Below are 26332 nucleotides of genomic sequence, written 5' to 3'. Positions count from 1 at the left end.
ATAAAGTGTAAGCGGCTGGACGGCGGATTGTTAGCAAGTTAATCTGGACGCCATATTCAAAAATCCTGAATGAGAAGATCCGATGGCTAAAGACCGGGCATTGACGCTGGAAGCCCTGCGGGTAATGGATGCGATCGATAGGCGCGGCAGCTTTGCCGCCGCGGCGGATGAATTGGGGCGGGTGCCTTCGGCGCTAAGCTACACTATGCAGAAATTGGAGGAGGAGCTGGATGTGGTCTTGTTCGACCGCTCCGGCCATCGCACCAAATTCACCAATGTCGGCCGTATGTTGCTGGAGCGCGGGCGGGTGTTACTGGAAGCGGCGGATAAGCTTACCACCGACGCGGAGGCGCTGGCGCGCGGCTGGGAAACCCACCTGACGCTGGTGACCGAAGCGCTGGTCCCCGCTGAGAAACTGTTTCCGCTGATAGACAAACTGGCGCGCAAAGCCAACACCCAAGTTTCCATCATTAGTGAAGTGCTGGCCGGCGCCTGGGAGCGTCTGGAACAAGGGCGGGCCGATATCGTCATCGCGCCGGATTTGCATTTCCGCGCGTCCTCGGAAATCAACAGCCGCAAACTTTACCGCTTGCTCAATGTTTATGTCGCCAGCCCCGATCATCCGATCCACCAGGAGCCCGAACCGCTGTCCGAAGTCACCCGCGTCAAATATCGCGGGATCGCCATCGCCGATACCGCCCGCGAACGGCCGGTGTTGACGGTGCAACTGCTGGATAAACAGCAGCGCCTAACGGTGAGCACGATGGCGGATAAACATAAGGCGTTGCTCGCCGGGCTGGGGGTGGCGACGATGCCCTACCCGCTGGTGGAGGCGGATATCGCCGCCGGGCGGCTGCGGGTGGTTAGCCCGGAGTACAGCGCCGGCAGCGATATCATCATGGCCTGGCGCCGCGACAGCATGGGCGAAGCCAAATCTTGGTTCCTGCGCGAAATTCCCAAACTGTTTAGCTAGCGCCCGCCGTCGCCGTCCGGCGGTCGACGCTCACGCCTCGCGGGTGCCGAAACGCGCTGCGCGGCCGTGGGGTTCGCCGAGATCGAACTGCGGCCCGATAGAAATAATACCGTGCGGATTGAGGGTCGGATGACTGCGGAAATAATGGTGGCGAATATGGGCGAAATCCACCGTTTCGGCAATGCCCGGCAGCTGATAAATATCGCGCAAAAACCCCGACAAGTTCAAATAGTCGCTCAGGCGCTGACGATCGCATTTGAAGTGGGTGTGGTACACCGCATCGAAGCGGATAAGCGTGGTCCACAGCCGTAAATCCGCTTCGGTCAGGCGGGGGCCGGTCAGATAGCGATGTCGGCCGAGGATCTCCTCTAATCGCGCCAGGGCAGCAAAAACCTCCTCCGCCGCCTCATCGTAGGCCTCCTGACGGGTCGCGAAGCCGGCTTTGTAGACGCCATTATTGACCTGCGGGTATACCCAGCCGTTGATTTCATCAATGGCGGCGCGCAGGTCAGGGGGGTAATAGTCGCCGGCCAGCGCGCCGGCGCCGTCGAACGCGCTATTGAACATCCGCAGGATATCCGCCGATTCATTGCTGACAATGGTCTGCTGCTGCTTATCCCACAGCACCGGTACCGTAACGCGGCCGCTATAGCCGGGATCCGCCTGTAAATAGAGTTGATAAAGAAACGCTTTGTTGAACAGGGGATCGCCGGTAGCGCCGGGAAAATCCTGGCTGAAGGTCCAGCCGTTCTCGAGCATTAGCGGGTGGACCACCGAGACGGGGATTAACTGGGTTAACCCTTTCAACTGACGCATCAGCAGGGTGCGGTGCGCCCATGGGCACGCCAATGACACATAAAGATGGTAGCGGCCGGCTTCGGCGCGAAAGCCGCCGCGCCCTTCAGGACCGGCGCTGCCGTCGGGCGTTATCCAATTGCGGAATACCGACGCCGAGCGCTGAAACCGTCCGCCGCTGGCGGCGGTATCGTACCATTTGTCCTGCCACTGCCCCTCGACGAGTAAGCCCATGTCCACACTCCTCTCAACATCATGCCGTTCGCTTTTCGACGCCCCGAGCCCGCCGTCAGCGGAAAGAGCGGGAGGTCGGTTTTTTTATCCGCTTACCCCCTTGACCCGCTTGGGCCGGCGGGTTAGGAGGGTGCCGCGGTTACCCTTTTTTAGCCAGCAGACGATCAATGCTGAAGGCGCCAGGGCCGCTCACCGCCAGCAGCAGATAACCGCCGGCGATGGTCAGATTTTTCATAAAATTGATCTGGTTACCCGCCTGGGTAAAATCCGCATGGAAAATAAACGCCGTCAACAGCGTAAATACCACGGTGATAAGCGCTACGCTGCGGGTCAGTAAGCCGAACAGCACCGCCAGACCGCCGCCGACTTCAAGCAAAATGGTCAACGGCAATAAAAAGCCCGGCACGCCCATCGCCGCCATGTATTGTTGGGTACCGGCATAACCGGCGCCCAGTTTGCCGTAACCGGCCACAATAAACAGTATAGGCATCAATACACGTGCCACCAGCAAGGCGCTATCATCTAATTTTTTCATGATTCTCTCTTGGTTTGTGTCTGCCGGCGCAATGCACGGCTAAGGCTTCTATAGGATGCGCCCCGCGGATGAGTCGGCGGGAGGACACCGGATGCAGGCAGTGTAATGCGCAGCTCTGACCGGTGATAGCGAGTAAAACTGTCAGGATTGATCAGAAAAATTGAATAACGGGGGGCGATAAAAATGGTTCTAGACGACCGGTCCAATCGATGCTACCTTCAAAGTATGAACATGGCGACAAACACCGAAACCCATCCCGTTCGGGACAGCATTCTGGCGCACGGTCAGCGGATCATGGCCGGCAAGGGTTTTTCCGCTGTAGGGCTTAATGAAATTCTGGCTGCTGCCCGCGTGCCGAAGGGGTCGTTTTACCACTACTTCGGTTCAAAAGAGGCGTTTGGCGAAGCGCTGCTGGAGCGTTATTTCGCGGACTATCTCGCTTATCTTGACGCCACGCTGAGCGCACCCGACCAGAACATGGCGCAGCGTCTGATGGCGTATTGGCAGAACTGGCAGGACACGCAGTCTTTTCACGATTGCCAGGGCAAGTGTCTGGCGGTCAAGTTGGGCGCGGAGGTAGCCGATCTGTCCGAGGCGATGCGGCTGGCGCTGGCGCGCGGGACCTCTGGCATCACCCGTCGACTGACGCGCGCCATTAAAGACGGCGTTGCGGATGGGTCGCTAACCATTGAGGGTTCGCCTGCGGAAGTTGCGCAAAGCCTCTACCAATTGTGGCTAGGCGCCAGCGTCATGGTCAAGATAGCCCGTGATACTCAGCCCTTTGTCACGGCCATGGCAACCACGCGTCATATTTTGCATCTGACCCTCTGATCGGAGGGAAACAGATAAACGCACTTCCACCGGAGTGCTTTTATATCTTTCGTTTCGAGACGACCGGTCTAATAGCAACGTTTACGCAACCTGGAGTGAGAATGAAAATATTAATGGTCCTGACTTCGCACGATCGGCTCGGTGATACCGGCCGTAAAACCGGCTTCTGGCTGGAAGAATTGGCCGCGCCGTATTACGCCTTCAAGGATGCCGGCGCCGAGATCGTGTTGGCCTCGCCTAACGGCGGCCAGCCGCCGCTCGATCCCAAAAGCAACGAGCCGGCTTTCCAGACCGGAAAGACCCGCCGTTTCGAGGCCGATGCCGGGGCGATGGCGCAATTGTCCGCTACCGTGCGCCTGGACAGCGTAGCGCAGGCCGATTACGACACGGTGTTTTACCCAGGGGGCCATGGTCCGCTGTGGGACTTGGCCGAAGACAGGCATTCTATCGCGCTGATTGCCGCCTTTCTGGCCGCCGGCAAGCCAATAGCTTTAGTTTGCCACGCGCCGGGCGCGCTGCGTCACGTTAAGACCCCGGCGGGGAGGCCGCTAGTGGAGGGTAAGCATGTCACGGGCTTTAGCAATTCTGAGGAAGCCGGCGTCGAATTGACTGAGGTCGTGCCGTTTCTGGTCGAAGATGAGCTGAGGGCTTTGGGCGGCCATTATACCAAGGTGGAAGATTGGGCGCCTTACGTCGTCAGCGACGGACTGCTTATAACCGGCCAGAATCCCGCGTCGTCCGCGGCGACGGCGGCACGGCTGCTTGAGCAATTAAAGGCGGGTTAACCCGCCATTGATTGCCGGGCGGTGTTGATTATACGCGCCCCTCGATACGGGCGAAGGCTAGCGGGTTTCCAGCGCCTTACGCACCATTTTGACCGCGCCCAAAATGCCAATGCCTCGTTTCGCCCAGCGCATCAGTCGGCTGGGGTGACGAACGTTGTATAGCGCCAATAGACTGGTGCCCGCAATCAGATAGCGGCGGAAACTTAGCAGACGCAACCAGCGCCGATCCCAAGGGGCGGTGGCGAGCTGCCACCGGCGGCTTTGCACGCCCAGCGCCTGGCGCTGTTGCTGGATTTGGTGCAGCAGCAGCCGCTTTTTGGCGTGTTTCGGCTTGAGTTCGCTCATTTTGCCTCCGCAATCCTGTCGCGCTGCTTACTTTTTACCGCTTCCTCGTGCTTGCGTTCGGCTTCTTCGTTTTTAATTTCATCCTGAAGCTTTTCAAGAATGTTACGATCCACCTGCAACTCCTCGCGCGTGGCGCCAAGTAACGAGGATTTCCGCGCTTTCGCTAAGGTCACCACCGCGCCGACAATCGCCAGCAGCAGCAATATGCCGGTCGTGGTGGCGATCGCCGTCAGGCGGTATTGCGGATCGATGGCCAGGACCACCAGTACCAGCAGACTCATCAGACCAAACGCGGCAAACAGCAGCGTGATACCGGCCATCATCAGCATCTGGATGATATTGGATTTTTCCTCCTCCAGCTCCACTACGGCCAGGCGCAGGCGGGTCTCTACCATACCGACGACAATAGTAAGGATTCGCTGGGCGATATTGAATAAGCCATTACCAGGGCCCTGGTTTTGCTGTTCGATCATAATGATTAGCGCCGTGTAATAAGTGCACCGAGGATAAAGCCGACCACGGCGCCAACGCCAATGCCCGCCCAAGGATATTCGTGTACGTATTCATCTGCCTTACTGGCCACCACGCGGGTTTGCTCCGCCAAGCGCTCGCCGCCATCGCCAAGACGGCTGCGCGTATCCTTGAGCGCGCTCTCCGCTTTAGTACGCAGTTTTTCAAACTCGGCTTTGGGCTTCTGCGCGGAACCACGCAGCACTTCTTCCAGCGTATCCGCCAGTGATTTCAATTCCGCACGTAAATGTTCAGAAGTGGCATCTTTGACCATGGTTAGACTCCTTCAAGGTTTTGGCATCGGGGGAGGGGGTGAAAAAAAGCCCGCGTCCACCCGACCAACCATTAATTATTTTTAACCCTGCTACGCCCTGAGCCGTGTTGCCCGCCGGCGCTGATAGCGCCGATGAAACCTCCCGGCGTCATGAGCCAGGCATGAAGCGCGGCCTGTAGCGGCGTACCGCGGGGTGAGAGGTCATTGCACCGGGTGCGTTGAATCCGGGTCGTCATGCTAAAAGCCAGAAGGGCTTCTGATGTTTAGCGCTTAAGGTAAGCGTAGCCCCGGATCCGCTAAACCGCAAAAAAGTGGTAACAATTTCTTAGGGTTAATCCGGCTAAAGACCAGGCCGCCCGACGGCGGCAGTGGGCAGAGGGTTGGCGAGCGCGCCTGCTTGGCAAGGACGGCACGCCGAAGCGGCGGGGTTAACCCAGACGCTCCTCATCGGCGGCAGGACGGTATAGCCACTGCCAGGCGCTGTAGCGGCGGCTTTTTAGAATCGCATAGCCCTCGGGCAGGTGACTTTGCAACACCAATTGCGCCGCCTGCGCTTGTTCCGGGGTGTCCAGATGAATAATCATACTGTCCTTGGCGGGGGTAATGCTTTTCACGCGGATACCGCGATCCTCAAGCAACTGATAGAGAAAAAAACCGTCCGGCAGCGAACCGCGTTCGCGGGCAACGGTGATTTGCAGCGTGCTGTCGTCGCGGCACAGCGTCGGCAATAACAGCGTCAGCGACACCAGCACCGCCACCGCCAGCAAACCGAGGCGGGAGCGTTTCATAAGGCCAAAACAACCTGACACTTTCATCATTCTTTATCCGAATCGGTAAGCCGTTTACGGCGCCAGATGACCACCAGCGAACTCACCAGCCCGATAGTCAACAGCGCCAGCGGCAGCAGCATCAGGCACAGCATCAATTCCTCTTCATAGCGCTGAAACACCGGCGTTTTCCCGAGGATGAACCCGACGAGCGTTAAGATAAACACCCATAGAAAGGCGCTGATCCAATTAAAAAAATGAAAACGCGAACTGCCTAGGCCGGACAAACCGGCGATAGTCGGCAGCAGCGTTCGCACAAACGCGACGAACCGGCCGATAAGCAAAGCCGAAAGCCCATGGCGATGGAACATCCGGTAGGCCCGCTGATGATAGTGCGCCGGCAGATGCGCCAGCCAGCTCTTCACCAGCCGGTTATTTTCCAGCCATTTCCCCTGTATGTAACTAATCCAACTGCCCAAACTGGCGGCGACGGTCAGAAGCAGCAGCACGAGAGGAAAATTCAGCGTCCCTTTTGCAATCAGCACGCCGATTAATATCAATAAACTGTCGCCGGGTAAAAAGGCGGCGGGCAGTAGGCCGTTCTCCAAAAAAAGGATGACAAACACCAGCAAATAAATGGTCCAAACCAGGCTGGGATCGGAAAGCGTTTCAAAATCCTGTTGCCAGAGGGCGTGCAACAGTTCCTTAAAGATATCCATTGTGTATTCTCAACCATTGACGGCATGTCATCTACTGCCCGCCGCCGAATCGGAACAGAGGAAGCGAACCCGCGGCGTTGGCTTCGGAACGCACGCTTACGCGCCTATCAACCGCGAACGGCAAGGCAAGCGCTGCTCTATCCGCGCCGGCGAAACCCGTCCCTGCGTCTGAAGCGAGAGAAAAACCGCGCGCGAAACGGCGGCTGGCGAACCGGCTAAAGTGTAAAAAAATCATCCATACTGTAACAAAACCAACTCCATTGAGACAGTGAAATATAGCCGAAAATGCCCCGCGATGGGCGCTTTTAAGGGGAAAAATAGGCCCTGCGCCGTCAGTTTTACATCGGCTGACATAAAATCACGCTTACTGACTTTATCCGCCCGCGCCGCCGTCGCCTTGCGCTGCAAAATAGCGCCGGCCAAGCCTTAATGACGAGCGGCGGCGGCGCCCCCCTCGGGCGTGAAAACGCGTCTAAGGCGGCGACCGGCGCGACAGGGACAGCGTTGATGGTGGCGAAGAGCGTTGCCAAACAGAAGAGATCGCGTTAGCCGGCAAAAAGGTCTGGCCGGGAAGTCTGCAAAAAAAGGCAATTTGCCGCGCTATACGCTAATAAAGCAGCATAAAAAACCAGCGGTAAGATATTTATGCCGGCAGGCTTCTTTGCTTAGCAGATAATTAACGTCGTAGCTATCTTGCGCGCGTGCGGTAATCACTTACGCGCAGCGATGATAATTCCCCGCTTCGCTTCTCGTCAGGCCAATTATGCGCCGGCGCAGGTGTGCACTTTTTATTCTGTTAAGAAAGGATCGGTAATTAAGTATTCCAAATTGTTTGGAAATAGCTTAGAAAGGGGTTTACCCATTGTTCGGGCTGGCCAGCGGAAGGCTATTCCTTAAGCCTTCATCACTCGGGTGAAAGCCATTCTCACCATTTTTTGGGGTATCATTATGTGGCCTTTAATAGGCATCGTTATCGTTATTCTCGGCTTTGCGCTACGTTTCAATCCTCTGGTGGTGGTAACGCTTGCGGGCCTTATCACCGGGCTGACCAGCGGTCTGGATTTGCCTGCGGTGATAAGCGATTTTGGTACCGCCTATGTGCAAAATCGGTATATGGCGCTTATCTGGCTGGCGCTGCCGGTCATCGGGCTGCTGGAGCGCAACGGACTGCGCGAGCAGGCGCAGCGCCTGGTGACGCGCATCCACTCCGCATCGCTGTCGCGCATTCTGATTCTCTATATGCTGATGCGGCAGTTAACCGCCGCGCTGGGCTTGACCGCGCTCGGCGGCCATGCACAAATGGTGCGGCCACTGATAGCCCCCATGGCCGAAGGAGCGGCGCGTAAACGGTTGGGGGATTTACCCCAGGCGGAGCGTGAAAAAATCCGAGCGCACTGTGCGGCGGTAGATAATATCGGCGTATTTTTCGGCGAAGACATATTTATCGCCATCGGCTCGATCTTATTGATGAAAGGATTTATGGAGCAAAACGGTTATATTATCGAACCGCTGCATTTTGCCGTCTGGGCCATTCCCACCGCCTTTTTTGCGTTTATCATTCATAGCTGCCGCGTGGCATTTTACCAGCGCGCGCTTATTCGGCGCTATGCCGCGCAGAACAAAACGCGGGCGGCAGGGGAGTATAAAGGATGACGATTCTGGATGCGCTTTATTTGCTGGTGGGCATCATGTTCGCCGCCACGGCTATCATCAACTTGCGTGATAGTTCTAACCCAAAACGTTGGAAAAGCGCCGGCTTTTGGGGCATTAATGCGATTATTTTCATTTTCGGCAGTTATTTGCCGGCGCTGGCCAATGGTCTGTTGGTGATAGTCATGGTGCTGCTCGCGGGGCTGGGTGGATTGGGCCGCAGCAAGCAACCCGAGGCGTCTGTTGAACAGCGGGAAGTGCGCGCCAGTCGTTTTGGCAACCGATTGTTCATTCCGGCGTTGCTGATCCCGTTGGTGACACTGCTCGGCACCTTTGTCTTTAAAAACCTGACCTGGAACGGCGCGCTGCTGATCCCCGCCGGCTCCTCCACCCTGGCCGCGCTGGGCCTGGGCATTATCGTTGCGTTCTTCGTCGCGCTGATGATGTTGCGTGAGACGCCCGCCAGCGCGATGAACGAAGGCCGGCGGCTGCTGGACGCCATCGGCTGGGCCAGCGTCCTGCCGCAAATGCTGGCGGCGCTGGGGGGAATTTTCGCCCTGGCCGGGGTGGGTAAGCTGGTGGCGGGGCTGATTACCGATGTCATCCCGCTTGGACTGCCCATCGTCGCGGTCGCCGCCTACTGCATCGGCATGGCGCTGTTCACCATTATTATGGGCAACGCCTTTGCGGCATTTCCCATCATGACCGCCGGCATCGGTTTACCCATTATCGTCGGCCATATGGGCGGCAATCCGGCTATCATGTCCGCCATCGGCATGTTGGCGGGATTTTGCGGTACGCTAATGACCCCTATGGCGGCCAATTTTAATATTGTTCCCGCCGCACTGCTGGAGCTTTCCGACCAGCATGGGGTCATCAAGGTGCAATTTCCTACCGCCATTTTATTATTAATTATCAATATTATATTAATGTCGGTACTGGTGTTCCGTTTTTGATTCGGTGACGAGAATAAGGAAAAGACAATGACTACCCTGCAAAGCGACGCGTTTCTATTGGACGGCGAACGGGCCGCGGCTATGGCGCGCATCGCCCTGGGACATGTGGAACGCGAATACCCCAACCACATCATGCACAATTTACAGGACGAACGGGACATCAACGGACCGCGCGCCCTGCATCCGGTTTTTTTCGGCAGCTACGACTGGCACTCGTGCGTCCATAGCTATTGGCTACTCGCGCGCATTGCCAACCGCTTTCCCCAGCTTGCGGAGGCGGAAGCGGCCCGCGCGCTGTTTGCCCGCCGCCTTACGCCCGAGGCGATAGCGCAAGAACTGGCCTATTTTACCCAGCCCAACCGCGGCAGCTTCGAGCGTCCCTACGGCTGGGCCTGGCTGTTAAAACTGGTGGCTGAGTTTGGCGCCGGTCACGACGATCGTCTCAGCCGCTACGCCGAGGCGCTGGCGCCGCTGGCGGATCACATGGTGACGAGTTTCAAAAAATTCTGGCCGCTGCAAACCTACCCCATCCGCACCGGCACGCACTTTAATAGCGCCTTTGCCGGCGTACTGGCGCTGGATTACGCGCAAGGCAGCCAGGATGCGGCGCTGGAAGCGGTGCTGGTCGAGGGCGGGAAGCGCTGGTTCGGCGGCGATCGCGCCTGTCAGGCGTGGGAGCCGGCGGGAGATGAATTTTTATCGCCGACGCTGATAGAAGCGGTCTATATGTCGCGCTGTCTCTCGGCTACGGCGTTTAGCGCCTGGTGGCAGACGTTCTTGCCACAGCTTGACGCGCAACAGCCTCAGACGCTGTTCCACCCGGTTTTCGTCAGCGATCGCTTTGACAGCAAGATTGCTCATCTCGACGGCTTGAACCTCAGCCGCGCCTGGTGCTGGCGCACCCTCGCCCGGCAGTTGGGAACGGCGCCGGATCATGGGCTACAGCAGGTGGCCGCGGCGCATCTGCACGCCGCGCTGGCGCATTTGGACACCAACTATATGGGCGCCCACTGGCTGGCCACCTACGCTCTGCTAACCTTCGAGGCCTGAGGCGGCGGCGCGCCGGTTATTTTACCCCGGTAGTCACGGTGTCCAGGTGCACCACGGGGTTGTCGCTGAACATATAGCGGTCAACGCTGGATTCAAAATCGTCGGTGGTGGCGTGGAACAGCATCTGCTTGGTGTTTTCCAAATGTTGCCACATCGCCAGTTTGGCCGCGTAGGGATCCTTGCGGATCAGCGCCTTGAGAATTTGGTCGTGCTCCTCGCACCAGCTTTCTATCGCTTTATCGTCGATATGCTCGTGCAGCTTGATCCAATAGGGGTTATGCACCCGCTGGGTCCACATTTGTTCAACGATGGACGCCATGGCGCTGTTGCCGGTGGCCAGCGCCACCTGAACGTGGAATTTCAGGTCCCATTGCGAATCGCGAAATCTGTCTTCCTGGCGCGCGTTCTCCTGGATTTCCATCAGCAGGATAATGTCCTGTTTGGACACCTGGGTCGCCGCGAATTCGGCAATATTACTTTCGATAAGCTGCCGCGCTTGCAGCATCTCAAACGGGCCGGGCGTGGCGGCCTGAATTTCGCCGGCGGGCAACACCACATGTTTTTGCTGATTGGCGATGACATGGATACCCGAGCCTTTGCGCACTTCCACGTAACCTTCCACCTCCAGCATGATGATCGCTTCCCGCACCACCGTGCGGCTGACGTTCATCTCCTCGGCGATATAGCGTTCCGCCGGCAGCTTCTCGCCGACCGGATAAATACCGGATTCGATGCGCCGTTTCAGTTCGGCCGCCAGCTGCTGGTATAATCTGCGGGTCTCAGTGGGTTCCATTTTGCATGCTCTTCACAATACAGAGAAAGGGTGGCGCTGACGTTTAGCGGCCGGCGCCGGCGGGACAAAAAGGAGGGCCGGCACGTATTTGTTATACCACTTTTTGTCCTCATGGGCCAGATGCGCCACCCGGCCTTACCGTTCTTTAATTTCCCCACCCGTGGAGGAAAAAATCCCCGGCGCGGTTGACAACCGTCGCCGGGGAGCGGGGCAGAGAAGGGCGGGCGCCAGGCCGACTGCGGGCGCTGGCGCGCCGGGGCGACGTTACACCGTCGCCGGGGTTCTCTGTGATTCCACCTCATCCGCCGGACGGTTTTTCAGGATGGTCCAGATGCACAGGGCGCCTAACAAATCGAACAGCGCCAGGACCGCGAACAGCGGACTAAAGCCGATGGTATCCGCCAGCGCGCCGACCACCAGGGCGAACAGGGTGCTCGCCAGCCACGCTGCCATGCCGGTCAGGCCATTGGCGGTCGCCACTTCATTACGGCCAAAGACGTCCGAGGACAGGGTAATCAGCGCGCCAGACAGCGACTGATGGGCGAAGCCGCCGATGCACAGCAGGCCGATAGCCACATACGGGCTGGTAAACAGGCCAATCATGCCGGGGCCAATCATTAAGAACGCCCCCAGCGTCACGACCAGTTTGCGCGAGACGATCAGATTCACGCCAAAGACGCGCTGGAAGAACGGAGGCATGTAACCGCCGACGATACAGCCCAAATCGGCGAACAACATCGGCATCCAGGCGAACATAGCGATTTCTTTCAGGTTAAAGCCGTAAACTTTAAACATGAACAGCGGGATCCAGGCGTTAAAAGTCCCCCACGCCGGCTCGGCGAGAAAACGCGGCAGCGCGATGCCCCAGAATTGGCGATTGTGCAGGATTTCCCAGGCGCTCATTTTCTTGCCGTTATTGACCTGGTGCTGGGCTTCCTGGCCGCTCAGGATGTAATCCCGTTCTTCTTCCGTCAATTTCTTCTGATTTTTCGGGTGCTTATAGAACAACAACCAGCAGAGTGCCCAAATAAGGCTCAGCACGCCGGTAATGATAAAGGCCATTTCCCAGCTGTGAATCATAATCGCCCAAACCACCAACGGCGGCGCAACCATGGCGCCGATGGAGGAGCCAACGTTAAAGTAGCCGACCGCAATAGAGCGCTCTTTCGCCGGGAACCATTCGCTGCTGGCCTTCAGACCGGCCGGGATCATTGCGGCTTCCGCCATCCCCACCGCGCCGCGGGCGATAGCCAGTCCACCCCAGCTGCTGGCCAGCGCCGTGGCCATGCAGAATACCGCCCACAGAATCGCGAACACCGCATAGCCGACCTTGGTGCCCAGCATGTCCAGGACATAACCCGCCACCGGTTGCATAATGGTATAACAGGCGGAATAAGCGGCGATGATATAAGAGTATTGCTGTGTGGTAATGTGCAGCTGGTCCTGCAACGTCGGGGCCGCCACCGCAATGGCGTTACGCGTTAGGTAGCCCAGCACCGTGCCCACGGTGACCAGGGCGATCATATACCAGCGTAACCCTTTAATCTTACGCATTAAAACTTCTCCCAATAGTAGTGCCGTCAATCCAACTGCTCGGTCGGTGGCTCGACGGTGTGATATAGAGAACCCAACGTAGGGTGTTCCCCTAGGTATTGTTTTTATCAGGCTGCCCAGGGTGCTGCGTCCTGCCGGTGCGGCTTTTCAGCGGGCCGGTTAATTGCCGGCTCTTCCGAATCGCACCCACCCCGCTTGGGTGTCGCTAAACGCCCCGCGGTCCTCGCCAATAAACAAAACTTGAGTCCTGACTGAAAACGGCGTTACGATAACTTGTCATACAGATTTAAAAGTTGAGGACCATCACAAAAACCATTAATAATTTAAGGGATAATAATTCGGTCCCGCCAGCCGCCTTTTTCGGCGGAATTGGCGCAAAGATGTGACATTTTTGTTGATTCATGAAGGGTGTTCGCTACGACAGGGCTTAGAATCCAATCAGTTGGTCCTAAATTGGTATAACATCTTTCAACATTTTGGAAACATTGCTTAAAAAAACGAAGGTGAGGAGCCTGTTATGACCGCGTTTTTAACTGAAGATTTTTTGCTGGACAGCGAATTCGCCCGCCGCTTGTATCATGACTATGCGAAAGACCAGCCGATTTTTGATTATCACTGCCATTTACCGCCGGAACAGATCGCGCAAAATTACCGCTTCAAAAACCTGTACGACATCTGGCTGAAAGGGGACCACTATAAATGGCGCGCGATGCGCACCAACGGCGTGGCCGAACGTTTTTGTACCGGCGACGCCGGCGACTGGGAAAAATTTGAAGCCTGGGCGCAGACCGTGCCGCACACCATCGGCAACCCCCTCTATCACTGGACCCATCTGGAACTGCGCCGTCCGTTCGGCATCAGCGACACCTTATTGTCGCCGGCGACCGCGCGGCAAATCTGGGACCGCGGTAATGCCCTGCTAGAACAGGATAATTTCACCGCCCGCGGCATTATGCAGCAGATGAACGTGAAAATGGTCGGCACCACCGATGATCCGATCGATGACCTGCGCCATCATAAAGCCGTCGCGCAAGACAGCAGCTTCGCCATCAAAGTGCTGCCCAGCTGGCGCCCGGATAAGTCCTTCAATATTGAAGCCGAAGGTTACGTGGATTATCTGCAGAAGCTCGAGGGCGCTTCGGACACCGCCATTAGCGGATTCAGCGCGCTTTGCGACGCGTTGTCGAAACGTCTGGACCATTTCGCCGCCCACGGCTGCCGCGTCTCTGACCACGCGCTTGATGTGGTGGTCTATGGCGAAGCCGATACCCACACGCTCGATGGCATCCTGGCCCGTCGCCTGGACGGTAAGCTGCCGAATGCCGAGGAAATCGCGCAGTTCAAAACCGCGGTGCTGGTGTTCCTCGGCGCAGAATACGCCCGCCGCGGATGGGTACAGCAGTACCATATTGGCGCGCTGCGCAATAACAATAGCCGCATGCTGAAACTGCTCGGCCCCGATACCGGTTTCGATTCCGCCAACGATCAGCCGGTGGCACAGAACCTCTCCCGCTTGTTGGATGCACAGGCGAAAAACGATGCGCTGCCGAAAACCATCCTTTATTGCCTGAACCCGAGCGACAACGAAACCATCGGGACCATGGTCGGCAACTTCCAGGGCGAAGGCATGCCCGGCAAGATGCAGTTTGGTTCCGGCTGGTGGTTTAACGATCAGAAGGACGGTATGGAGCGTCAGATGACCCAACTGGCCAACCTCGGCTTGCTCAGCCGCTTTGTCGGCATGCTGACCGACAGCCGCAGTTTCCTGTCCTACACCCGTCACGAATACTTCCGCCGCATTCTATGCCGGATGATCGGTCACTGGGTGGAGCAGGGCGAAGCGCCGGCGGACATCAAGCTGTTGGGCGAAATGGTGAAAAACATTTGCTTCGACAACGCCAAAAACTACTTTGCCATTGAACTCTGATTAAGCCGGGCGGGCCGACGGCTCGCCCGTGAACGGCTTTATATTGAAGGTAACCCCCGAATGCAAACGCTAAATCGTCAAAATTTTCCCGGTCGCCAGTATACCGACCGCGTTATCCAGTTCGGCGAAGGGAATTTCTTGCGCGCCTTTGTCGACTGGCAACTGGACTTGCTGAACGAACACACCGATCTTGATGCCGGCGTCGTCGTCGTGCGCCCGATCGATACCGATTTCCCCCCGTCGTTGTCGACCCAGGACGGCCTGTACACCACGATTATCCGCGGCCTGAACGAGCAGGGCGACGCGGTGCGCCAGTCGCGCGTTATCCGGTCGGTCAACCGCGAGATCAATGTCTACCGCCAGTTCGATGACTATCTGGCGCTGGCTCACGATGCCAACATCCGGTTTGTCTTCTCCAACACCACCGAGGCCGGCATTAGCTTTAACGACGGCGACCGGCTGCAGGATGCGCCGCCGCAAAGTTACCCCGCCAAACTGACGCGTTTGCTGTACGAACGTTTCTGCCATTTTGACGGCGCGGCGGATAAAGGGTGGGTGCTTATCCCCTGCGAACTTATCGATTATAACGGCGACGCCCTGCGCGAAATGGTGCTGCGCTATGCCGACCTGTGGGCGCTGCCGGCGGAATTTGTCCACTGGTTGAACGATAGCAATACCTTCTGCTCGACGCTGGTGGACCGCATCGTCACGGGTTACCCGCGCGATGAAGTGCAGGCGCTGCAAACGGAGCTCGGCTATCAGGACACCTTCCTCGACACCGCCGAATATTTTTATCTGTTCGTTATTCAGGGACCGGCCTGGCTGGCCCAGGCGTTGCGTTTGGATCAGCTCAACCTGAACATCCGCATCGTCGACGACATCAAACCCTATAAAGAGCGCAAAGTGGCTATTTTGAACGGCGCGCATACCGCTCTGGTGCCGGTAGCCTGGCTGGCCGGTCTGGATACCGTGGGCGCGGCGATGAACGACGCGCAGATCAGTGCGTTCGTGGCAAAAACCATCGCCGAAGAAATCGTGCCGGTGCTGGATCTGCCTCACGACGAACTTATCTCTTTTGCCGAGGCGGTACAGGGGCGTTTTCGCAATCCGTTTATCCAGCATCAACTGTTGTCCATCGCGCTCAACGGTATGACCAAATTCCGCACCCGGATCCTGCCGCAGCTGCTGGCCTACCGGCAACAGCATGGCGAATTGCCGGCACGGCTGACGTTCGCGCTGGCGGCGCTTATCGCGTTTTATCGCGGCGAACGCAACGGCGAGTCTTATCCGCTGCAAGATGATAAGTCATGGCTGGATCGTTACCAGACGCTATGGAGCGGCGTGACGGCCGGCACCACCCCGCTTGGCGAACTGGTCGAAACCGTACTGAGCGATACCGGACACTGGCAGCAGGATCTGCTGCAGGTACCCGGTCTGGCGAAACAGGTTGAACAGCAACTGCAGGCCATCCTTGACCGGGGCATGCGGGACGCCGTTTCCGCCTATTGCTGAAACCCAAAGGTTCATCATGAATATTATTAAAATTCATTCCCTTGACAATGTGGCGGTCGCCCTGCAAGACCTGCCGGCTGACGAGACGGTAACTGTCGGTAATGACCGCGTTACGCTACGTCAGCCCGTTGCGCGCGGCCATAAGTTTGCCCTAACGCCCATCGGCGAAGGGGAGATGATTATTAAATACGGTTTGCCCATCGGGCACGCCAAAAGCCTCATCCAGCCGGGCGAACATATTCACTCGCAGAACGCGAAAACCAATCTCAGCGATCTGGATGAATATCAATATCAGCCGGCGTTCCCCGCGCTGCCGCCGCAAATGCCCGACCGCGAGGTGCAGCTTTACCGGCGCCGCAACGGCCAGGTCGGTATTCGCAACGAGCTGTGGATCCTGCCGACCGTGGGCTGCGTCAACGGCATCGCCCGCCAGATCCAGCAGCGGTTCCTCAAGGAGACCTTTGGCGCGGAAGATATCGACGGCGTGCATTTGTTCACCCACCCGTTCGGCTGTTCGCAGCTGGGGGCAGACCATGAGAACACCCGCACCATGCTGCAAAACATGGTGCGCCACCCCAACGCCGGCGCGGTGCTGGTCATCGGGTTGGGCTGCGAGAATAATCAGGTGGATGTGTTCCGCACCACCCTCGGCGAGTTCGATAGCGAGCGGGTCACCTTCATGATTTGCCAGCAGCAGGATGATGAAGTGGAGGCCGGACTGGAATGTTTGCGCGCGCTTTATCAGCGCATGCGCGACGACCATCGCGAACCGGGCAAGCTCAGCGAACTGAAATTTGGACTAGAATGCGGCGGCTCGGACGGCCTGTCGGGGATTACCGCCAACCCCATGCTCGGACGTTTTTCGGATTATCTGATCGCCAACGGCGGCACCACCGTGCTGACCGAAGTCCCGGAAATGTTCGGCGCCGAACGGATCCTGATGAGCCGCTGCCGTGATGAAGCCACCTTTGAAAAGACCGTGCATATGGTCAACGATTTCAAACAGTACTTTATCGCCCATCAGCAGCCGATTTATGAAAACCCCTCTCCGGGCAATAAAGCCGGCGGTATCACAACGCTTGAGGAGAAATCCCTTGGCTGCACCCAGAAAGCCGGTCAGAGCAAGGTGGTCGACGTGTTGAAATACGGCGAGCGGTTAAGCGTACCGGGGCTAAATCTCCTGAGCGCGCCGGGCAACGATGCGGTGGCCACCAGCGCCCTCGCCGGTGCAGGCTGCCACATGGTGCTGTTCAGCACCGGTCGCGGTACGCCCTACGGCGGTTTTGTACCGACCGTGAAATTGGCGACCAACAGCGAGCTGGCGGCGAAAAAACCGCACTGGATCGATTTCGACGCCGGGCGGTTGATCCACGGTATGAGTATGGATGCGGTGTTAACCGAGTTTGTCGATCTTATCGTCGCCTTTGCCAACGGCAAGCAAACCCGAAACGAGATCAACGATTTTCGCGAACTGGCGATTTTCAAAAGCGGCGTGACCTTGTAATTTTTTTAACGGTTTTTTTTTCGGCCGGGGAACGGCGTTTCGTATTATGAAACGCCGTTTTCATTTACTTTCCCATTCTCTTGACCGAGATTTTCCCTCATGACGTTGTATTGGTTTGCCCAAGCGGTAGGCGGGCTGGCGTTCGTCGTCGGCATCACCACTTTTTTCAACCGCAACGAGCGCCGGTTTAAGCTGCAACTGGCGCTCTATAGCCTGATAATCGGCCTGCATTTCTTTTTATTGGGCGCGAATGCCGCCGGCATGAGCGCCGTGCTGAATACGTTACGCACGCTGGTTTCCACGCGCACCCGCAGTGTCTGGGCCATGCTGGTATTTATCGCTTTAACGCTGGGGCTCGGTTTGCCGAAAGTCCGCTATGGGGTCGAATTACTGCCGATCGTTGGTACGGTGGCCAGTACCTGGGCGCTGTTTCGCTGTCGCGGTCTGACCATACGCTGCGTGATGTGGTGCTCGACCGCATGTTGGGTTACCCACAATATCTGGCTCGGCTCCATCGGCGGTTCATTGATAGAGGGCAGCTTTCTTATCATGAATGGCCTGGCGATTGTGCGTTTTCACCGGCTTATCAAGCAGGGCATTGACCCCTTCGTCACGGAAAACCGCGCGCTGCCGGCTCAGGTCCCCGGCCGCTGAGCGACGCCTTTGGTGCTCCCGCCGGCAAGATCCTGGTGCTATTGCGGCGCACCGCCGCTGACCTGCCTATTTAAGCGCGCCGCTGGCGCATAACCCCGACGGAATGCCCCCGTCCCACGCGCGCCGGCGCGCTAGCTCCGCCGCCGCTACCGTTGCCTGACGCGGCGTTGCCGCCGGTTGACCCAGGCGTTCAGCATCAGCGTCACCGTGAGCGTGAGCGCGACCATGGCCAGCGATACGGCGACTGGAATATGGATGATATCCACAATGAGCATTTTGATACCGATAAAGACCAAAATCACCGCCAGCCCGTATTTCAGCAGTGAGAAACGTTCGGCCACATTGGCCAACAGAAAATACATTGCCCGTAGCCCCAGGATGGCAAACAAATTGGACGTCAATACGATAAAGGGATCGGTCGTAACGGCGAAGATCGCCGGTATGCTGTCGAGAGAGAAAATGACGTCGCTGAATTCCACCATGATCAGCGCCAGCAACAGCGGCGTGGCGAACAGCAGACCATTGCGGCGAATGAAAAAACGCTCGCCGTGCAGTTCATTCGTCACCCGCAAATGGCGGTAGAGCCAGCGGACCAGCGGGCGGTTACCGATATCCTGTTCGTTATGGCCGGGCAGGGCCATCTTGATGCCGGTAAACAGCAAAAACGCGCCGAAGACATACAACAGCCACTGGAATTCGCTGATAAGCCAACTTCCGGCGAACACCATGACGGCACGCAGCCCGATGGCGCCCAGAATGCCCCAGGTCAGTAGGCGGCGCTGTAGTGAAAGCGGTACGGCAAAATAGCTAAACAGCATCAGCCAGACGAACACATTATCGGCCGCCAGGGTTTTTTCCAGCAGGTAGCCGGTAAGGAACGCCAGCGCTTGGCTATCGGCCACCGCCCGGCTTTCGGTCTGGAGCAAATAGGCCCAGAACAGGGCGTTAAACACCAGCGCCAGCGCGACCCACAGCAGCGACCATAGCGCCGCCTGTTTCATCGACGGGGGTTTGTCCCCCGCGCGGCCCTGCATTAATAAATCCACGGCCAGCATGATTATCACCACGACAGCAAAGCTGCCCCACAGCAAGGGATTTCCGACGGTATGCATCTGAGATAGTCCTTCCACAACGAACAACGGCTGACGTCAGAAGGCGCCAGCCGTTGTTCACGGTCTGGGCTATAAGCGAGTCTCGCCTTCCGGCAAGGTCTCACTTACAACCCGCATGAAAATTCTGCAGTTGCCCGGCTACCGGATGCATTGGCATCGTATTGACGGCTGGCCGGCGGAAAGTTACTCCCCTTTGCTGTGAACCACGTTAATGTAAAAAATTGCAACCGTCAATATCAAACCGTAACATCACCGCGCAAACAGCGGCGCACGAAGCGCGCCAGCAGACCCTGGCTGTGGGGCGTAGCGGCGATTTGACCCTCTAGATGCTGGTAATGGTCGCGCCGTTCCGGCTCTTGCGCCATCATGCGCGCCAAATAGCTGCGCATGACGGCTGCGGTGAACTCAGGATGAAACTGGGTACTGATGACGTTGGGCCCATAGCGCAGGATCTGGTAGGGATCATGAGCGGAACGGCCAAGCACCGTAGCGCCTGGAGGCAAAGTAAGCACTGACTGCGAATGCACCAGATTGGCGCCGAAACGTCGGGGCAGCGCCGTCAGCAGCGCGTCATCCGCCGCCGCCGGCAGCAGTTCGATGGCCTGAGTACCCAGCTCCATGCCGTCGGGGTGATAATCCACCTTACCGCCCAGCGCATAGGCCAGCAACTGATGACCATAACAGGCGCCGAAAACGGGCGTGTTCTCCGCCACCGCCCGGCGTAGCCAATCGGCGGCGTACTCGCTCCAGGGCAGTTTGTCCGTCACCATCGCCGCGGAGCCGGTAATCATCACGCCGGCATAGGTTTCCGGCGCTTCAGGCCGCTCGCCACCGGGCAGATAAACCACCTGAACGCGCGCCTCATTCACTTCGCCCGCCAGTATGAACATGCGGTCAAAGTTGCCGTGCTCGCGCCTGACCGATTCGGGGGCATCGCCGGTCTGCAAGATGAGTATGGGCTTACTATCGCTCATTAGCTTGTCTCACCTTGCGCTGACGAGTCGGCAGGGAACACGACCCCGGTTTGCCGCCGGATTTCGGTGAGTAGCCGCGCCGTGCTGCGGGTTATCGCCAGCGCGGGGTGATCGCTTTGCCGTTGCGCTATCCGATCGGCGAACGCATGCGCCTCATACAGCATACTGTTGATATGCTGCGGTTGGCTCAGATCTTGCTGATTGCCGTTGCGGGCAACCAGCGTCAGGCGCTGGCATTCGCCTATTTTCTCAATAAGCAGCGACCCGGTCTCGCCCTGGATCTCGCTCGGCAGCGCAGACTGGCTCACTTTGGAGTGCAGCAGGGTAATGTCAAAATCGCCGTAATCGAGAATGACCGTGCCGTGGCCGTCCACGCCGCTGGGCAACAGCGACGCGCTGGCCTGCACCCGTTCCGGCTCCCCCCATAGGGTCACCGCGGTTGCCAGCGGATAAAAGCCAATATCCATGATCGAGCCGTTGGAGAAATGGGGATTAAAGGTGTTGGGATTCTCGCCGGCAAGATATTTGTCGTAGCGCGAAGAGTACTGACAGTAATTCAGAAGCCCTTTACGCAGTCGCCCGACGCTCGGGAGTGCCCGTTGGAGCGCCTGAAAATTGGGCAGATAGGCGGTTTTGAACGCCTCGAACAGCACCACCTGATGTTCAAGGGCGCAGGCAATCATCTGTTCCGCCTCGGCTAGCGTGGATGCGAGCGGTTTTTCACAGATCACGTGTTTACCCTGGCGCATAAACAGCAGGCTCTGCTGACAATGCAGGGCGTTGGGGCTGGCGATATACACCGCGTCAATCAGGTCGGAGGTGGAAAGTTGCTCCAGAGAATCAAAACACTGTTCGACCGGGTAATCCGCCGCCAGGGCACGGGCCTGCGTGAGCTGGCGCGAATAAATGGCGGTTAGTTTCAGCTTACCGCTTTCATGAGCGGCATCGATAAACTGACGGGTGATCCAATTGGTACCTATGACTGCGAAACGAATCATCTGAACCGACAACCTGCAGGTAAGGGAGGATAACAGCAGAGTAACATGCCCATCCGGCAAGGCAAGTCTCCTGCACCGGGTAAAAAAACAGTATACTGCCGCCCTTATTACCGCTTAACCGCATCATTTCATTATCAGGTAGGGCGTATGAGCCTTTTTGAACCCCCGTTCGGCGCAATGCGGCTGGAACGTTATCCGCCCGGCGCGGCCAATGACACCCTACAGGCCTGGGATGCCGCGGATGAATATTTGCTACAGGCGTGCCCGTCGGCGCAGGCGATAACCGGACCGACGTTGATTTTCAATGATGCCTTCGGCGCGCTGGCCTGTGCGCTGCAAGGGCGCGCGCCGTTTTGCGTCAGCGATTCGTACCTGAGCCAGCTCGCCACCCGTCATAACCTGGCGCAAAACACACAGGGGGAGCAGGTCACCCTGCTGGACAGTCTGGCGCCTTTGCCGCCGTCGCCCGGGCTGGTGCTGCTAAAAGTGCCCAAAACCCTGGCGCTGCTTGAACAGCAACTGCACGCCGTGCGCCAGGTGGCGGGTCCTGACACTCTTTTCCTTGCCGCCGGCAGGGTACGCGAGATCCATCGTTCCACGCTGGCGCTATTTAGCGACATTATCGGCCCGACCCACACCTCGCTGGCGCAAAAAAAGGCGCGGCTCATCTACAGCACCTTGGCCGAGCAGGCGCCGTTATCGCCGCCGACGCCCTGCATCTGGCCGCTGGAGCACACACCGTATCGGATCCACAACCACGCCAACGTCTTCTCCCGCACATCGCTGGATATCGGCGCGCGTTTTTTTCTGTCCTATTTGCCGCAAGAGGTTGAGGGGACGCTGGTGGATCTGGGGTGCGGCAACGGTATCCTGGGGTTGATGGCGCTGACGGCCAACCCGCGGGCCGAGATACATTTTGTCGATGAGTCCTATATGGCAATCGCCTCCAGCCGGCTTAATATAAGCGAAAACCGGCCGGCGGATCTGCCGCGCTGCCGGTTTCAGGTTGACAACGGCTTGGCGGGCGTCGCGGCGGACAGTGTACAGGCCATTGTCTGTAATCCGCCTTTTCACCAACAGCAGGCGATAACGGATCACATCGCCCGGCAAATGTTCCGCGATGCTCGGCGCAGCCTGCAGCAGGGCGGCGAGCTGCGCATCGTGGCCAATCGTAATTTGGATTATTTTCGTCAACTTAAACGTTTGTTTGGCAACTGCCAGGCCCTGGGCGCCAATCAGAAATTTGTGGTGCTAAAAAGCATAAAGACGCGCCAGGGGCGCTGACAGGCGGCCCGCGCCATAATGGGTTTGTTGCCGCGCTGGACAATCATTATACTGCGCCAAAGACCGAGGAAAGGAACAGTCATGTTGTTGCAAGAGTTAGAGACGCGTTTAGATGCGGCCTTTTCACTGCTGGAAAACAGTGTAATACAGCGCCAGCATGTGTGGCGGCAGGAGTACCAGTCGTTGCAGCACCAGTTAGAGCAATGCCTGGCGCGCGAGGCGCGGCTGCGGGAGCATAACGCTATGCTGGTGGGCAAACTCAATAGCCTGGACAGCTCGCCGGATCGCAATCCCCTGCTTCACAAGATAAAAATTATCAGCGCGCATATTGATGCGTTAGCGAAAGAGGCCGCGGCGTTTCGCCAGTCATGCCAGCACTGATGGGCGAGATAGGCGCTGTGTCCGATTCCCGACCGGTGGCGCACCTGTGCCGTGCCGCGTGCGGCGTTCTTCATTTCATCCGCGGCGCCGCGCTACGGTGAACCCTGCCATGCCAGCCGCGGTGGTGTGTTTTGTGCTATCCCGGGTGGCGCGGCCACAAACTGACGTCGACACCCTCCCTTAACGCCCGAGAATTTGCCTCGGCGCACGACGCTTAATTGTCTTCCAGCCGCCGATAGTGGCCGGTACAGCCCAACAAATGACGGAAAGAGTGCGACAAACTCAGACCGCGTCTAGGCTCGCGCCGCAAAACCGGTTCATTTTGCACCATTGCCCATTCGTCGGGACGATAGCCGTTTATTAGACACTCCAGCATAAAATAGCGGCGCAACATCGTGCTGCTTAAGGTGCTATCTTCGCCCAGCATTAGCGTCAAGTCCGCGGTCTCTTGGCAATAATCATCAAACAGCTGCCCCCATTGCGCCGGTCCGCTCCAATACGTTTCCTTCAAGGTAAGACAGCGGCTGAAGAAATTAAAGGCATGAATGGCACAGTCGTTGCGCTGCTGAAAATGTTGCTGGAAAAAATAGTAGCGCCCGCGCTTTTTGGGCACTAACTGAGCGAGTACCGCTTCTTTTAGCGGCTCAGTGTCGCTGTCGTCCAGACTGTCGAAAATGGCAAAATGCCAATACTCATCTTTTTTCACCGCAACGACCGCGCTGAAATGCCCGGTTAGCACGGTTCCTTCATAAGGACAAATGGGGACGGACATCATCGGCAACAGCAGCATCTGCCCCTCCAGCAGCTGTTTTAACTTCTCCCGCGCCAGGTTGAGGCCCTGCGTCAATTCATCGCGCAGGTAGCGCGCAACAGCCTTGATGCTGTCCTGGTGTATCGGATTGTAGAGCACGGTTGGGCTCACCACCACATTGTCATGGGGCGCGCACAGCAGCGAAATGCTCTGATGCAGCACATGCCAGTCGACCTGTTCCCTCGCCAGCGCGATGGCGCTAAATTCCGCCGGCAACTGGGCCAATTGACAGAAATTCTGCCACACATCGTTAAGTGCGGCTTCGCCGGTCACCGTCGGTTGTATTATTTGCCATTTCAACGCCATATGACACAAACGCGCCAAGTGCTTCAGCGGCGGGTGCGGCATCGGCATCGCGCCCGAGGCGATGGAGAAAAGAACTTTATGGGCCGCGTACGCCAAATGGTGCTGTACCGTCGTGTATTCCCCGTCTTGCGCCATGCGATCGCACAGCGCGAGGCCCAAACCTAGCGTCTCGCCGGGAGGCGCCAGGCCCTTGAGCGCGCCGCCGGGTTCAGGTGGCGCGGCCCACAGTTGCGCAATGACATCCGCTTTGTCGGCGGGGGTAAATCGGTTGAAATAGTCCTCCAAACGGCGGTGTAGCGCCTGCTCCTCGTAGGGGGGCGGCGGAAAAATTTTGGCGGTGATAATAGCGGGAGCGAAAAGAGTGGGTTGCATAAAACGCGGCCCTGATTGAATGGATGAATAAGCCAATGCAAAACCGTTCCACCGGATTACGGGTGAATCCTGGCGGTGTTGAGGTGTTTCGCTTGGCGACCCTTTAACAGAGAAAGCAAACATAATAAGCAAAAAAAAAGATTTGTCTTTTCGCATGCAGTGAATAACTTTCTACGCAATTTATATTGAGTTAATAACGTATGTGATACCGATTGGCCCCTGTCGCACCTGTTTTTCTCATCTTTGACGTGGCTTATTTTTTACCGCGACTATTGTCGCGATAATCAAAAATGAGGGTGAAAATTAACGCGGAGGGTCATTTACCGCAAACCGGCTCAAGATGCGTAAAGGAGAAACGATGAAAGTGGCACTTCCAGCGAAATGTCTTGAGGGGTAAAATTTTTTAGGTGTCTGGTCGATATGTTAAACTATCGCGGCTTACCCATCGGGAGTGGAAGAATCAGGATTTGAGACTGGCAGGGGCCCTTTAGCGGTTATACGCAACTTGTTATCACTCGGGCAAGGATGCGGATATCTTGTAAGTCGCAGTCAAAAGGCATCTCGCCCCCGCAGACTTTAACCCGGCCGATCGGGATGCGGAACAGGTCCCGTATCAGAAGGCGGCCTTCTATTTCCGTTAACCACCGGCCATCGCTAACGTCACTGAACTGATAATCGACGATAAAGCGTTTGCTCCCTTCCAACAGCACGCCGGGCCGGGCGGGGATATCCCGATCGGGTTTAAACCAACCAATATCAAGGTAAAATGTGCCTGCATCATAGATTTCACCCTTGATAAGGTTACTTGCCGGGACTTCGAGTGTTTGTTGCTGACTTTGATTGCGCGCGTTCGGACCGGCAAACATATCTCCCTGACCGCCGGTGAGCCATTCCAGACGGACGCCCGTATCCGCCAGGCATTTGACCACTAAATCAGAAGGGTATAAATCTCTTTTATAGCGCATTGAAAGATTGCTGGCCGTGATACCAAGATGCTTACAATACTCAATTTTAGTATCAAAACCATAGGCTTGGATAATTCTGTCCAAGACTGCACCGCCTCCCGCTTTAAAATTTATACTGAACATGGCATGGTTTCCGCAAAGATACATTATCTCTTGTAAATTATTATTGTCATCGCTTAGATTAACGCTTAATTTTAACCGCTTATTCTTCTGTTTTGTTAATAAAGAATGATGCCTTATGCCGCTAGAATTTTCAATTAACGGCTTTGCAGTGTTCAACCATAATGGCGACGCCGTAAAAAGCGGCAAACAACAGGCTGCCATGAGCCGACATGGCGGCTGGAGAGCATCGCCTACTCTGAAGATTTAATTGTCCTGGGATTTCATCCCTATGTGCAATGATTGTCATTGATGCCAATCGCTCGGGTCGACAGCGTCATTATTCGCGATTTTTGACCTCGACGCGACGTCACAGACCCCCAAACGTCGAAAGCGGGGCAAAACGGATAGCGACGGTTCAACACTGATTCAACTCGATCTCAGGTCGAGGATGGGGCGTAGGCCAAAAACATGGCGATGGTGCGATGTTTTCGCCCGTATCGCCGACAAACCGTGTTTGCCCTGCGCGTGCATCGTCCACCAGGCGCTCCCTCGGCGCAATTAATCACATGATGAGCCCCATTACGGCAGAGACGATGGAATCATTTCGCGTCTCTCCTTATAGAAACTAAAGAAGTGTAATGGAAATATTTTGCTCCATT

25 protein-coding genes and 1 pseudogene are annotated in these 26332 nt (G+C 57.0%); 12 read left to right on the top strand and 14 right to left on the bottom strand.

Features of this window, described 5'->3' with window-relative positions:
- The first annotated feature begins 82 nt into the window (after nucleotides 1–82).
- Entirely contained in the window at nucleotides 83–973 is an 891-nt protein-coding gene (locus SANT_RS18720) for a LysR family transcriptional regulator (RefSeq protein ID WP_025423771.1), read from the top strand.
- Nucleotides 974–1003: 30 nt separating this feature from the next.
- Here SANT_RS18720 and SANT_RS18715 read toward each other — a convergent pair whose 3' ends face one another.
- Entirely contained in the window at nucleotides 1004–2002 is a 999-nt protein-coding gene (locus SANT_RS18715) for a glutathione S-transferase family protein (protein ID WP_025423770.1), read from the bottom strand.
- Nucleotides 2003–2141: 139 nt separating this feature from the next.
- Entirely contained in the window at nucleotides 2142–2537 is a 396-nt protein-coding gene (locus tag SANT_RS18710) for a DoxX family protein (protein WP_025423769.1), read from the bottom strand.
- Nucleotides 2538–2768: 231 nt separating this feature from the next.
- On the opposite strand from SANT_RS18710, the gene SANT_RS18705 reads away from it, so the two are divergent.
- Entirely contained in the window at nucleotides 2769–3368 is a 600-nt protein-coding gene (locus SANT_RS18705; protein WP_200867254.1) for a TetR/AcrR family transcriptional regulator, read from the top strand.
- 101 nt (nucleotides 3369–3469) lie between these two features.
- Nucleotides 3470–4153: a type 1 glutamine amidotransferase domain-containing protein gene (locus tag SANT_RS18700; protein ID WP_025423767.1), complete on the top strand. Its 684-nt coding sequence runs from the start codon at nucleotides 3470–3472 to the stop codon at nucleotides 4151–4153.
- 57 nt (nucleotides 4154–4210) lie between these two features.
- Here the strand turns inward: SANT_RS18700 and SANT_RS18695 are convergent, their stop codons facing one another.
- The 5 genes and pseudogenes from SANT_RS18695 to SANT_RS18675 form a co-directional block, all read right to left on the bottom strand.
- Nucleotides 4211–4498: a YqjK-like family protein gene (locus tag SANT_RS18695; protein ID WP_025423766.1), complete on the bottom strand. Its 288-nt coding sequence runs from the start codon at nucleotides 4496–4498 to the stop codon at nucleotides 4211–4213.
- Between the two features lie 89 nt (nucleotides 4499–4587).
- A pseudogene (locus tag SANT_RS18690) lies at nucleotides 4588–4971 on the bottom strand (phage holin family protein); the annotation flags it as partial.
- Nucleotides 4972–4976: 5 nt separating this feature from the next.
- Nucleotides 4977–5282: a DUF883 family protein gene (locus SANT_RS18685; RefSeq protein WP_025423764.1), complete on the bottom strand. Its 306-nt coding sequence runs from the start codon at nucleotides 5280–5282 to the stop codon at nucleotides 4977–4979.
- Between the two features lie 428 nt (nucleotides 5283–5710).
- Nucleotides 5711–6070, bottom strand: coding sequence for an EnvZ/OmpR regulon moderator MzrA (mzrA, locus tag SANT_RS18680; protein WP_038669873.1), 360 nt, complete (start codon nucleotides 6068–6070; stop codon nucleotides 5711–5713).
- 26 nt (nucleotides 6071–6096) lie between these two features.
- On the bottom strand, nucleotides 6097–6768 hold the full coding sequence (locus SANT_RS18675) for a DedA family protein (RefSeq protein ID WP_025423762.1): 672 nt from the start codon (nucleotides 6766–6768) through the stop codon (nucleotides 6097–6099).
- Between the two features lie 948 nt (nucleotides 6769–7716).
- Between SANT_RS18675 and SANT_RS18660 the strand changes: the two genes are divergently transcribed.
- Genes SANT_RS18660 through SANT_RS18650 form a run of 3 tightly spaced genes read left to right on the top strand, consistent with a single transcriptional unit; the run spans nucleotide 7717 to nucleotide 10424 of the window.
- Nucleotides 7717–8421 carry a DUF969 domain-containing protein gene (locus SANT_RS18660; RefSeq protein WP_025423759.1) on the top strand — a complete coding sequence of 235 codons (705 nt, stop codon included), beginning with the start codon at nucleotides 7717–7719 and terminating at the stop codon, nucleotides 8419–8421.
- Nucleotides 8418–9374 (top strand): DUF979 domain-containing protein, encoded by a 957-nt coding sequence (locus SANT_RS18655; RefSeq protein WP_025423758.1) that lies wholly within the window; start codon nucleotides 8418–8420, stop codon nucleotides 9372–9374. The genes SANT_RS18660 and SANT_RS18655 overlap by 4 nt, the downstream gene beginning before the upstream one ends.
- Before the next feature lie 27 nt (nucleotides 9375–9401).
- Entirely contained in the window at nucleotides 9402–10424 is a 1023-nt protein-coding gene (locus SANT_RS18650; protein ID WP_038668796.1) for a DUF2891 domain-containing protein, read from the top strand.
- A gap of 16 nt (nucleotides 10425–10440) precedes the next feature.
- Here the strand turns inward: SANT_RS18650 and exuR are convergent, their stop codons facing one another.
- A complete protein-coding gene (gene exuR, locus SANT_RS18645; protein WP_025423756.1) occupies nucleotides 10441–11217 on the bottom strand; it encodes a transcriptional regulator ExuR in 777 nt (258 codons plus the stop codon).
- Nucleotides 11218–11481: 264 nt separating this feature from the next.
- Nucleotides 11482–12771 carry an MFS transporter gene (locus tag SANT_RS18640; RefSeq protein ID WP_025423755.1) on the bottom strand — a complete coding sequence of 430 codons (1290 nt, stop codon included), beginning with the start codon at nucleotides 12769–12771 and terminating at the stop codon, nucleotides 11482–11484.
- Between the two features lie 517 nt (nucleotides 12772–13288).
- On the opposite strand from SANT_RS18640, the gene uxaC reads away from it, so the two are divergent.
- From uxaC to SANT_RS18620, 4 genes are all read left to right on the top strand, one after another.
- Nucleotides 13289–14698, top strand: coding sequence for a glucuronate isomerase (gene uxaC / locus SANT_RS18635; RefSeq protein WP_025423754.1), 1410 nt, complete (start codon nucleotides 13289–13291; stop codon nucleotides 14696–14698).
- Nucleotides 14699–14758: 60 nt separating this feature from the next.
- Nucleotides 14759–16210, top strand: a complete 1452-nt coding sequence (locus SANT_RS18630; protein ID WP_025423753.1) for a tagaturonate reductase — start codon at nucleotides 14759–14761, stop codon at nucleotides 16208–16210.
- Between the two features lie 13 nt (nucleotides 16211–16223).
- Nucleotides 16224–17714: a UxaA family hydrolase gene (locus SANT_RS18625; RefSeq protein WP_025423752.1), complete on the top strand. Its 1491-nt coding sequence runs from the start codon at nucleotides 16224–16226 to the stop codon at nucleotides 17712–17714.
- Between the two features lie 99 nt (nucleotides 17715–17813).
- Nucleotides 17814–18368 (top strand): YgjV family protein, encoded by a 555-nt coding sequence (locus SANT_RS18620; protein WP_025423751.1) that lies wholly within the window; start codon nucleotides 17814–17816, stop codon nucleotides 18366–18368.
- 146 nt (nucleotides 18369–18514) lie between these two features.
- On the opposite strand, the gene SANT_RS18615 is transcribed toward SANT_RS18620, so the two are convergent.
- The 3 genes from SANT_RS18615 to SANT_RS18605 all read right to left on the bottom strand — a co-directional run bounded on the left by SANT_RS18615 (nucleotide 18515) and on the right by SANT_RS18605 (nucleotide 21452).
- Nucleotides 18515–19480: a TerC family protein gene (locus tag SANT_RS18615; RefSeq protein ID WP_025423750.1), complete on the bottom strand. Its 966-nt coding sequence runs from the start codon at nucleotides 19478–19480 to the stop codon at nucleotides 18515–18517.
- Nucleotides 19481–19716: 236 nt separating this feature from the next.
- The gene (locus SANT_RS18610) at nucleotides 19717–20454 is read right to left on the bottom strand and encodes a glutamine amidotransferase (RefSeq protein WP_025423749.1); all 738 of its coding nucleotides are present in this window, start codon (nucleotides 20452–20454) and stop codon (nucleotides 19717–19719) included.
- Nucleotides 20454–21452 (bottom strand): Gfo/Idh/MocA family protein, encoded by a 999-nt coding sequence (locus SANT_RS18605; protein ID WP_025423748.1) that lies wholly within the window; start codon nucleotides 21450–21452, stop codon nucleotides 20454–20456. The genes SANT_RS18610 and SANT_RS18605 overlap by 1 nt, the downstream gene beginning before the upstream one ends.
- 147 nt (nucleotides 21453–21599) lie before the next feature.
- Here SANT_RS18605 and SANT_RS18600 point away from each other — a divergent pair, with 147 nt between their 5' ends.
- Both SANT_RS18600 and SANT_RS18595 read left to right on the top strand, forming a co-directional pair.
- Nucleotides 21600–22736, top strand: a complete 1137-nt coding sequence (locus SANT_RS18600) for a methyltransferase (protein ID WP_025423747.1) — start codon at nucleotides 21600–21602, stop codon at nucleotides 22734–22736.
- A gap of 81 nt (nucleotides 22737–22817) precedes the next feature.
- Nucleotides 22818–23117, top strand: a complete 300-nt coding sequence (locus SANT_RS18595; RefSeq protein ID WP_025423746.1) for a hypothetical protein — start codon at nucleotides 22818–22820, stop codon at nucleotides 23115–23117.
- Between the two features lie 214 nt (nucleotides 23118–23331).
- Here SANT_RS18595 and SANT_RS18590 read toward each other — a convergent pair whose 3' ends face one another.
- Together SANT_RS18590 and SANT_RS18585 are read right to left on the bottom strand one after the other, a co-directional pair.
- On the bottom strand, nucleotides 23332–24606 hold the full coding sequence (locus SANT_RS18590; RefSeq protein ID WP_025423745.1) for a hypothetical protein: 1275 nt from the start codon (nucleotides 24604–24606) through the stop codon (nucleotides 23332–23334).
- A 494-nt stretch (nucleotides 24607–25100) separates the two neighbouring features.
- Nucleotides 25101–25694, bottom strand: a complete 594-nt coding sequence (locus tag SANT_RS18585) for a helix-turn-helix domain-containing protein (RefSeq protein WP_025423744.1) — start codon at nucleotides 25692–25694, stop codon at nucleotides 25101–25103.
- Nucleotides 25695–26332: the final 638 nt, after the last annotated feature.

The organism is Sodalis praecaptivus (genome assembly GCF_000517425.1).
Classification (GTDB): domain Bacteria; phylum Pseudomonadota; class Gammaproteobacteria; order Enterobacterales; family Enterobacteriaceae; genus Sodalis_A; species Sodalis_A praecaptivus.
The sequence above is the reverse complement of the archived record's forward strand: the minus strand, read 5'-3'. Positions and strand labels throughout refer to the sequence as shown.